The 8186-nt window shown below is 53.3% G+C and carries 8 protein-coding genes; 1 reads left to right on the top strand and 7 read right to left on the bottom strand.

Annotation, left to right across the window (positions count from 1 at the left end; translation table 11 throughout):
• Window positions 1-146 precede the first annotated feature (146 nt).
• The 3 genes from BLP82_RS29600 to BLP82_RS29590 all read right to left on the bottom strand — a co-directional run bounded on the left by BLP82_RS29600 (window position 147) and on the right by BLP82_RS29590 (window position 2035).
• Window positions 147-506, bottom strand: a complete 360-nt coding sequence (locus BLP82_RS29600) for a DUF6124 family protein (RefSeq protein WP_092177026.1) — start codon at window positions 504-506, stop codon at window positions 147-149.
• 417 nt (window positions 507-923) lie between these two features.
• The gene (locus tag BLP82_RS29595; RefSeq protein ID WP_092177023.1) at window positions 924-1499 is read right to left on the bottom strand and encodes a hypothetical protein; all 576 of its coding nucleotides are present in this window, start codon (window positions 1497-1499) and stop codon (window positions 924-926) included.
• A gap of 176 nt (window positions 1500-1675) precedes the next feature.
• Window positions 1676-2035, bottom strand: a complete 360-nt coding sequence (locus BLP82_RS29590; RefSeq protein WP_072345457.1) for a DUF6124 family protein — start codon at window positions 2033-2035, stop codon at window positions 1676-1678.
• A 355-nt stretch (window positions 2036-2390) separates the two neighbouring features.
• Here BLP82_RS29590 and BLP82_RS31075 point away from each other — a divergent pair, with 355 nt between their 5' ends.
• Complete coding sequence (locus BLP82_RS31075; protein WP_139198003.1) at window positions 2391-2609, top strand: hypothetical protein; 219 nt, start codon at window positions 2391-2393, stop codon at window positions 2607-2609.
• Window positions 2610-2625: 16 nt separating this feature from the next.
• Here BLP82_RS31075 and BLP82_RS29585 read toward each other — a convergent pair whose 3' ends face one another.
• The 4 genes from BLP82_RS29585 to BLP82_RS29565 form a co-directional block, all read right to left on the bottom strand.
• Window positions 2626-3900, bottom strand: coding sequence for a glycoside hydrolase family 68 protein (locus BLP82_RS29585; RefSeq protein WP_092177020.1), 1275 nt, complete (start codon window positions 3898-3900; stop codon window positions 2626-2628).
• A 560-nt stretch (window positions 3901-4460) separates the two neighbouring features.
• Window positions 4461-5582, bottom strand: a complete 1122-nt coding sequence (gene fic / locus BLP82_RS29575; protein ID WP_092177014.1) for a protein adenylyltransferase Fic — start codon at window positions 5580-5582, stop codon at window positions 4461-4463.
• Window positions 5583-6915: 1333 nt separating this feature from the next.
• Window positions 6916-7311: a hypothetical protein gene (locus BLP82_RS29570; RefSeq protein ID WP_092177011.1), complete on the bottom strand. Its 396-nt coding sequence runs from the start codon at window positions 7309-7311 to the stop codon at window positions 6916-6918.
• The coding region (locus BLP82_RS29565; RefSeq protein ID WP_177344103.1) for an RHS repeat-associated core domain-containing protein at window positions 7308-8186 on the bottom strand (879 nt) is incomplete at its 5' end. The genes BLP82_RS29565 and BLP82_RS29570, both read right to left, overlap by 4 nt.

The following is an 8186-nucleotide window of genomic DNA, read 5'->3' as shown; positions in this document are numbered from 1 at the left end:
TCAAGCGGATGGCGTACGGTTACCGGGATAGCGAATTCTTTTTCATGAAGATCAAGAGCGTCTTTCCCGGTAATCCGTGAAGAACCATAAAAAAGGCCTTGCTGTACAAGACCTTTTTTCATACCTGGGGTAAGCGCGGCCCCTTGTTACCTCACCTCAACAATATCCAAAGCCCGATTCGCCAACAGCTCACTCACCTCAATCACCTGCAAAATCCCCAACGCAAAATGCCGTCGTGATCCCTCAAGACCAAACGCCAAATCATTGATCATGGCATTGGCCGAAGCCAGGTTTTCACTGAGATTGGCCAGCAGACATTCCGAATCAACATCCGGTGCGATACGGAAGATGGTGTTGGGCTTGTCAGACGTTTCTTTCTTCGGCGTAGGCTTCAGATAAAAATCCAAAGCCCGGTTCGCAGCATCATCAAGCTTCTTGTTACGAGCAGACTGAACGCGAGACACGGTTTCGTCGGTAGCTGGCGGGTTCGGTGTAATTTTGACCATGGTAAAGCTCCTAGAGTCTGTTGGAACTACCACCCTTCGCTGCGAAACGAAGATGGGGTGGCAGCTGTACGCGGGTTCGCAGACCGGGACTCTAGGGACCGGCAGACCCGAAGGTCTCCCACGCACAGCCACCTCTGACGAAAATCACAGACATGGGCGATCTGCTTTCGAAGGTGACGTTGTGCGCCTATAGAGTCCGGGCTGCGAAACCCGATCACTGATGAGCAGTGACGGATTCAAACTACCGAGGGGACCCAAGGTGCACAAGCCGGCGGATTCTGGCGTAGTTGTAGGCAAAGGCGCAAGACGGCGTCGGCCCCTCCCAAATCTCACACGCCCCAATAAACACCGCGTTGCCTCACTCTAACGTATTCAAACGAACCACCTTCGGCTGAGCTGCCTCGACTCCCATTCGGTTCAACGATAAAGGGTCCAGGCACCAAGTAATGTCAGCGCCCAGAGCAAAACTCCCGACACCATGAACAGGTAATTCCATACGGTGAAGCGCGAATTGCTCAGCGCCTGAGGGTCATTGGCGGCGAAGTTGATCATCGGTTGGCTCCGGCTTACCACATAGGCTCGCAGTGGAATCGCCAGCAGTAACCAGCCGATCAGAAACTCGAAGCCATCGACGCGCTTCGCCACTCCATCCAACAGATTGGCACCGACCGTCAGCACAACGAATACGGTTGCCCACTGCTCATAGTCCCACTCATACGTACGACCACTGCCGCGAATTTTCTCATTCGCGCGTCGATACAGTTGGTGAATGAAAAATATGCACAACAGGCCGCGAGCCCACGGCCAGATATCTGCCTGGGTGGATTGCTTGTACAGGCTCCAGTTTTTGTATGACCAGTAATAGAAATAGAAACCAAAAGTCAGAATCGCCAGTGTCAGAAGCTTTGCTGGCGACACCACATAAAACTCGGAAGGCTGTTCAACGATGGTCTCCAGTTGAGCCAAAGGCGGTGCGTAAACATTTTCGGACACGGCAACTTCCTTGATAAGAGAGGACAGTTAAAGCTAACGACCTGCCGGGCGAAATATTGAGGGCCATCATCACAATCGATTATGTGTCGTGGCTGGCCGTTGTCGGGCGACCGGCCACAAAAAAGGCCTTGCCGAGCAAGACCTTCTTTCATACCCGGGGTAAGCGCGGCCCCTTGCTACCTCACCTCAACAATATCCAAAGCCCGATTCGCCAACAGCTCACTCACCTCAATCACCTGCAAAATCCCCAACGCGAAATGCCGTCGTGATCCCTCAAGACCAAACGCCAAATCATTGATCATGGCATTGGCCGAAGCCAGGTTTTCACTGAGATTCGCAAGCAAACACTCAGAATCAACCCCAGGGTCAATCCGTAAAATGGAGTCCGACTTGTCAGACGTTTCGCTCTTAGGCTTAGGCTTCAGGTAGTAATCCAACGCTCGCGTGGCAGCGTCGTCGATTTTCTTGTTGCGGGCAGACTGAGCACGGGAGACGTGTTCGTTCGTATCAGGGGGATTCGGAGTATCTTTTGCCATTGTCTTGCTTCCTGTAGTTGGAGCCATCACCCGCTCGCGACTAAACGATGGGAGGCAGCTGTACGCAGGTTAGTCGACCGGGGAAACAAGAAACCGGCGCGTCCGAGGACGCCCTGCGCACAGCCACCATCAAGTGCAGGATGGTAATCCTGACTGGATGACGCCTTGCACAACCTGTTTCACCCTGGGCGACTAAACCCGATCACTGATGAGCAGTGACAGGTCCAAGTTACCGACGCGGCCAAGGGCGCACAAGCCGGCGGATTCTGGCGTAGTTGTAGGCAATGGCGCAAGGCGATGTCGGTCTTGGCTAGTCTCGTGGAGACGCGATAAACAGCCGGCTGGAAGGTTGCGGATGCACCGCTATCGCGAGCAAGCTCGCTCCCACAGAGGCGCTTGTGTACATACGTCGCAGGGAAATGCATTCGCGACTGGCTGCATCCTTGCAGCCAGTCGCGAGCGGGTTACGACTCGTTATTCAATGGGGCTTGCGACCAACATCACAATGAATCAGGCGGGATATCTCGACCATATCCACAACGGTTTTGTCATCGACCTCAAACCTGCTGCCTGAACCCCCTGTGTTGCTGTTATTTCAGTGTGACGTCGAGCATCGGCGGGATGTACCCATAGTCGTACTCAGCCACCACGAACGTCTGCTGCCCTTTTATTTTCAAGCCCACCGTAGGTGCCTCAGTGCCACCCACACGAATCTGCGTGCCGGTTTCGTCGGTCGGTACGCTGTCGATGAAGGAGGTCACCAGGCCGTTTGGCATTACATAGTGCGAGTATGTCTGGAATGGCTGGGAGGACGGGTTGCCCAGTACCAGGCCGGAACCGTTGAGCGGCACGTAGGGGCCGAACAGCGAGTCCGCGACAAAACCGTACACGCCGTCCGGCCCGGTCACACCGTCGCCATAGGTGAAGGTGTGGCTGATCGTGAACAGGTAGTACTTGCCATCCTGGAACACGAAGTGCGGGCGTTCGGTCTGGTCGTTGACGCCCACGGCCGTCAGCAGGGGCGGCAACATTTCCCAGTCGTCACCGTCCGCGTCGCGGGCCACGGCGATGCCGACACAGGCGGTCTGGAAGCGCGAGTTGCCGACATCTTCATAACCCGGTGGCACATCGCCGATTTCGGCTTCGCCCACCTTGTGCGAGCCGCGTTCACCGGCCACGTTGCCCTCGAACAGCATGTACAGCTTGCCGTCGTTCGGGTCGCGGAAAGGCCATGGGTCGCGGAAACCCCAGAAGGCGTTTTGGGCTTCGGTCTGGTACATCTTGCCGTCGGCCTCGAACAGCGGCTTGACCTTCTCGAAGCCGACCATGCTGACACCATGCTCAGTGGTCACGACCCGACCGCGCACTTTGACGATGGTCGCGCCTGGGGTGACGGCGGTGTAATACAGGTCTACTTCACCTCGGTCGTTCAACAAAATCGGCGTGCCGGCCCATTCGCGAGCGGTCGGCGAAACGCCTTCGGCCATCACGCGGCCACCGAGCTCCCAGTTTTTGCCGGTGCGAGAAAACCAGTAGTACATCTTTGCCCGACCGTGACGATCGTTCCAATCGCGGAGGATGTCGTAGTTGCCGTCCTCGTCGAGGTACTGCGGGTCGTTTGGATGACGATCGGCCGTCAGGGTGAAGATCACCGACCAGCCATCGACGGACGTCACGTTACCGTCCAGGTCGCGCAGGGGCATGGTGTCCCAGATGAATACGTCGTTGCTCAATACCGGGAAATCCGCGCGGACCAGCGGCTGAGTGGTGGTGGGGTCGTCCGCCCGGACTTTCAACGCATCAGCACGGGTCCACAGGCTGGGTTGATGGGGGGTTACACCGAATTTTTCAGTGGTGGTTTTCATAAGGTAATACCTCGTCCATGAATGGATTCAAATAAATGACGCTTGAGAAATACTGGATGCGCATACAGTTAAATCACCTTATAGAGACGCACCCGTGCGGGTCAAGGAAAAAATGCATTTGTGCATATTTTAGTGTTTTCTTGGAGCTGATACGTTTCAGCTTTGAACGTTTGCAGAAGTTAATTGGGGGAGAGATCGACGACGTTGGCTGCACACTCGGTACTGTGAGCCGCTACTCTTGGAAAGCGCGCGTAACTGGTCAACGGGCGGAAGCAGTGCATAGAGAGATGGTCAACTGAGTCTGCGGGTTCTGTGCAAAGCTCAACACAAGGCGGGGAGTCAGCGGTTCTGAGGTTGACTGGTGTATCGCTATCGCGAGCAAGCTCGCTCCCACAGTGGAGGGTGTTAAATGCCTGCTATGGCGGTGGGTCAGTTGTTTTTGATGGGGCTGATTCCGAACGCTCGGGCACAAAAAAGGCCTTGCTGTGCAAGACCTTTTTTCATACCTGGGGCAAGTGCGCGCCCTTATTACCTCACCTCAACAATATCCGCTGAGAAGGTCAGCCGTAAGGCTTGAACTCATTATTATCCCGCGCCAGCAGTTGCATCAGTTTTGGGTGGATAAAGAGCTTTTCCTTGCCGACCTGCGCTTCTCGCAGAACACCAATGTCGGCGAGGTCTTTGAGGTAGCGAGAAGCAGCCTGGCGCCCGGCAATTTGTTTCTCGACGACATTGTGGATGCGGCAGTACGGTTGTTCGAAGATCACATCCACCAATTCACGGGAATAGATTTTCGGCAATCGTTCACGAACGAATTGGGTAGTGTGTTCAGACAGGCTGCGGATGGCGGCGATTTTGGCGCAGGTCCAGCGAGCGGTTTCTTCCACGGCGCTGAGCATGTAGAGCAGCCAAGGCTCCCATGCCTGTTCACGAGTGACGTCGAGCAGGAGACGGTAGTAGTCGGCTCGGTGAGCAATGATGTACCGGCTGAGATAGAGGATTGGTAGGTTCAGCAGCCCCTCCTGAATCAGGTACAGCGTATTAAGCACCCGCCCGGTACGGCCATTGCCATCGGTGAACGGGTGAATCGCCTCGAACTGGTAATGCCCAACGGCCATACGCACCAGCGGGTCCAGGTCCGTCTCGTTGTGCAGGAAACGCTCCCAGTTGGCGAGCAGATCACGTAAATGATCTTCGCCGTCCGGTGGGGTGTAGATGATCTCGCCGGTACGGTCGTTGGCCAACTGGGTGCCCGGTACGCGTCGAATGTCCATGTTCACACCCTTGAGCGTGCGGCAGATCTCAACTGCCGTGCCCGTGGATAATGGACGTTCGGTCAGCGACAGGAAGCCGTGGTGCAGGGCTTTGCGATAGCGCAGGGCTTCCTTGGTCGCCGGATCGGCATGGCCGTCACGCTCCTGGGCATGCTGAAAGAGCAAGTCCGTAGTGGTCACGATGCTTTCGATCTCGGAACTGTCCTTGGCTTCCAGCAAGGGGATGGTGTTGATCAACACCGTTTGGTTGGGGATCAGTTCGGCTGCCTGCTTCAGTTCAGCCAAGGCCGTGCGCGCCTCGATACAGCGCTTGAGTACTGCACGGGTTTCCAGTTCGGTTGCCGGAGGCAGAGGCGGTAATTGGTTATACGGTTTATCGGCCTGCCAGACGTGAGGGGCTGCAGTCATGGGGGCGATCCTGATCCTTTAGATAAAGGGCGAGGGCGCTTGGTCAGGCGCCCTCTCGTGTCGTCAGTGTAAACATGAGGGCATAACGTGTCGCTGTTTTTCAATTTCTGCGACACGTTCCGCTCTCATGTCGCTGGCGACGACATGAGGATGGAACGTGTCGTCGAAATGGCTTTTTAGCGACATGACAATGCATCCCTCAGCGACAATGCTACTGATCCACAGCCATCGCGGGCAGGCTCGCTCTCACAAGGGATTTTCGGCGCATGCTGGTGCGCTGGGTTAATTGAAGATTGCCCTACACCAACCGCTTCTTTACCTGACTTATTTTCCCGGTCATCCGCGGCAAAGTCTCGCGCGTCCCTCTGCGCCGCGAGAAGCCTGTATGCGTGTGCTCGACAAAATCCATGCTTTGGGCAACGTCAATGGTTCGTTGATGACGTTGACCATGGGCCAGAAACGGACGGAAGTGGGAAACGATGCTGCAGGATTCCGGGCCTGCCTGAACGATTACGGCAGCTGCTCGCCCGCTCCATGCCAACACCATAAGCCAATCAATCAAAGGGCCTAAATATGACCATCAACTCAAAAGAAACACCTTATACGACCCAACAGTCTCTCACCAAGACCAAACCAATTTTCCAAATAGTATCAAAGAACAAATTATTTCTTATGTTCTGGTTGACCCTTGGATACTACCTACTCTATTGGATATACAAAAACTGGAAGACATACCAAGCCACAACAAACGCGAAAATCCTTCCTTTTACACGAACCCTGTTCGGGCTATTTTTTATATACTCACTACTTATAAAAATAGACCACCAGCTAAAGACACACGATAAAGAGCACAAGTGGAGTCCACGCCTGCTAGCCTCAGGATTAATAATTTCAGGATGCATAGCAATTTATTGCTTTCTACCCTTCAAGGGTTTAGGAGACGGATACTCACTACCAATAACAAATTTGGCTTTAGATTTTTACTGCTTACTTCAAGTCCAATCTGCCATAAACCACTTGAGCAATGATCCGCAGGGGCAGCAGAATGCCAACATAACACTCGCCAATTGCGCATGGATTTCATCAATGTGGTTGGGAGTCTTTCTTTGGGGGATTGTAGAAGTCACGATATGCAACCCATACAATCGCTATAGGCTTGACTTTCCTCCAAGATGGGCCTTTTGCAATATGAATATAGTGGACATATTTAAGATCACCACGAAATCGCTCGCCCGTAAGCACTCTTCCTGAACTTATTCTACCGACCCGCACAAATAAGCCTTGCCAAGCAAGACTTATTTCTGAAAAAAGAATTGCCATGTCATACTTATAGCTATGCCAAGCGAGATTCAACCCACTCCTTAAAAAAAACTTCCTGCTCATTCGGATCGACTGCCAAGTTACAATCATCATATTCAAATATAGATACAATATCATCGAGCGTTGGAGTTAAACCCATACTCAACTCATATGCTTTTAGCCCAAGCGACATCTGCGCCGACATGCCAGATGGATAAACATTTTTCTTGGCACCTTTACAAAAAAAGGTGACATCTGGATTGTCTCGTCGAAGACTCGCAAAGCACTTATAAAAATTACTACCTACATAAGTTCTGTCAACACCATCTGTCGCACTGAAAGTGATTGCAATTTTGTTAGAATCACATACGAGACAGGCAATTTCTTTTTTTCCTCCTCTTGATACATGCACCTCAACCTTAGAAATCATTTTTTTATCCTCCTATTAGGATTAGGTATGGAATAACCAAATTCCTTCCCATTATCAAGTATCAAGGTTGCACCAAGCACATCTTCATTACTTATGCGATCTGGAATCGCAATCTCTTTTTCTGCTCCGAACAAGTATGCAGCTCCCAACTCCTTTGCCAGGTCATGCCCTGGAATTTTTTGCAACGTGTACAAATACCCTATTCTTGTGTAGTCACCGGTAGCAAATTTCTTCCCTACCTCCCTTAAATAAGAGGTACTAATATAATAGCTAGGAGGCCAATCACTATCCATAGAGTGTAAAAACAGATTCTTGCTTTTACCTTTACTTTTAAAACCACTTTCAAAAACATCTTCTGGATCTCGCTCATCACCGCGATACAGAAAATCCTCTTCTTTTTTAGGAGTAGGTAGCTTAGGTTCCGTTTGACTAACAGCTGCCTTCGCCGCCGGATCCAGATCCCCAACCGCCGGCCGACACCCACCCTTCCCCGGACAATCCACCAACCCCAACGGATCCACCCACCCCGTCGGGTTCACCGTGTACCGATACCCATTGAGCCCACCCGCCAACTTGCTCGGGTCAGGCGTCAAATAGCGGCCGGTCTCGGGATTGTAGTAGCGGTGCCGGTTGTAGTGCAGGCCGCTTTCCGGGTCGAAGTATTGGCCCTGGAAGCGCAGCGGTTGTTCCAGCTGTTCGCCGCCGCCGTGGGTGAGTTCGGTGAGTTTGCCGTAGCCGTTGTAGCGCGCCGACCAGACGATCTGGCCGGCGGGGTTGGTCAGTTCCTGGGGCGTGCCCAGGTGGTCGAGGTGGTAGTAGAACGGGCGGGCGTCGGGGCCTTCGCCGTCGAGCAGGGCCAGGGGGCGGAAGGTGCC

Origin of the sequence: Pseudomonas sp. NFACC37-1 (genome assembly GCF_900101575.1) — a bacterium.
Taxonomy (GTDB): domain Bacteria; phylum Pseudomonadota; class Gammaproteobacteria; order Pseudomonadales; family Pseudomonadaceae; genus Aquipseudomonas; species Aquipseudomonas fluorescens_AA.
This window is presented reverse-complemented; position numbering and strand designations above follow the sequence as displayed.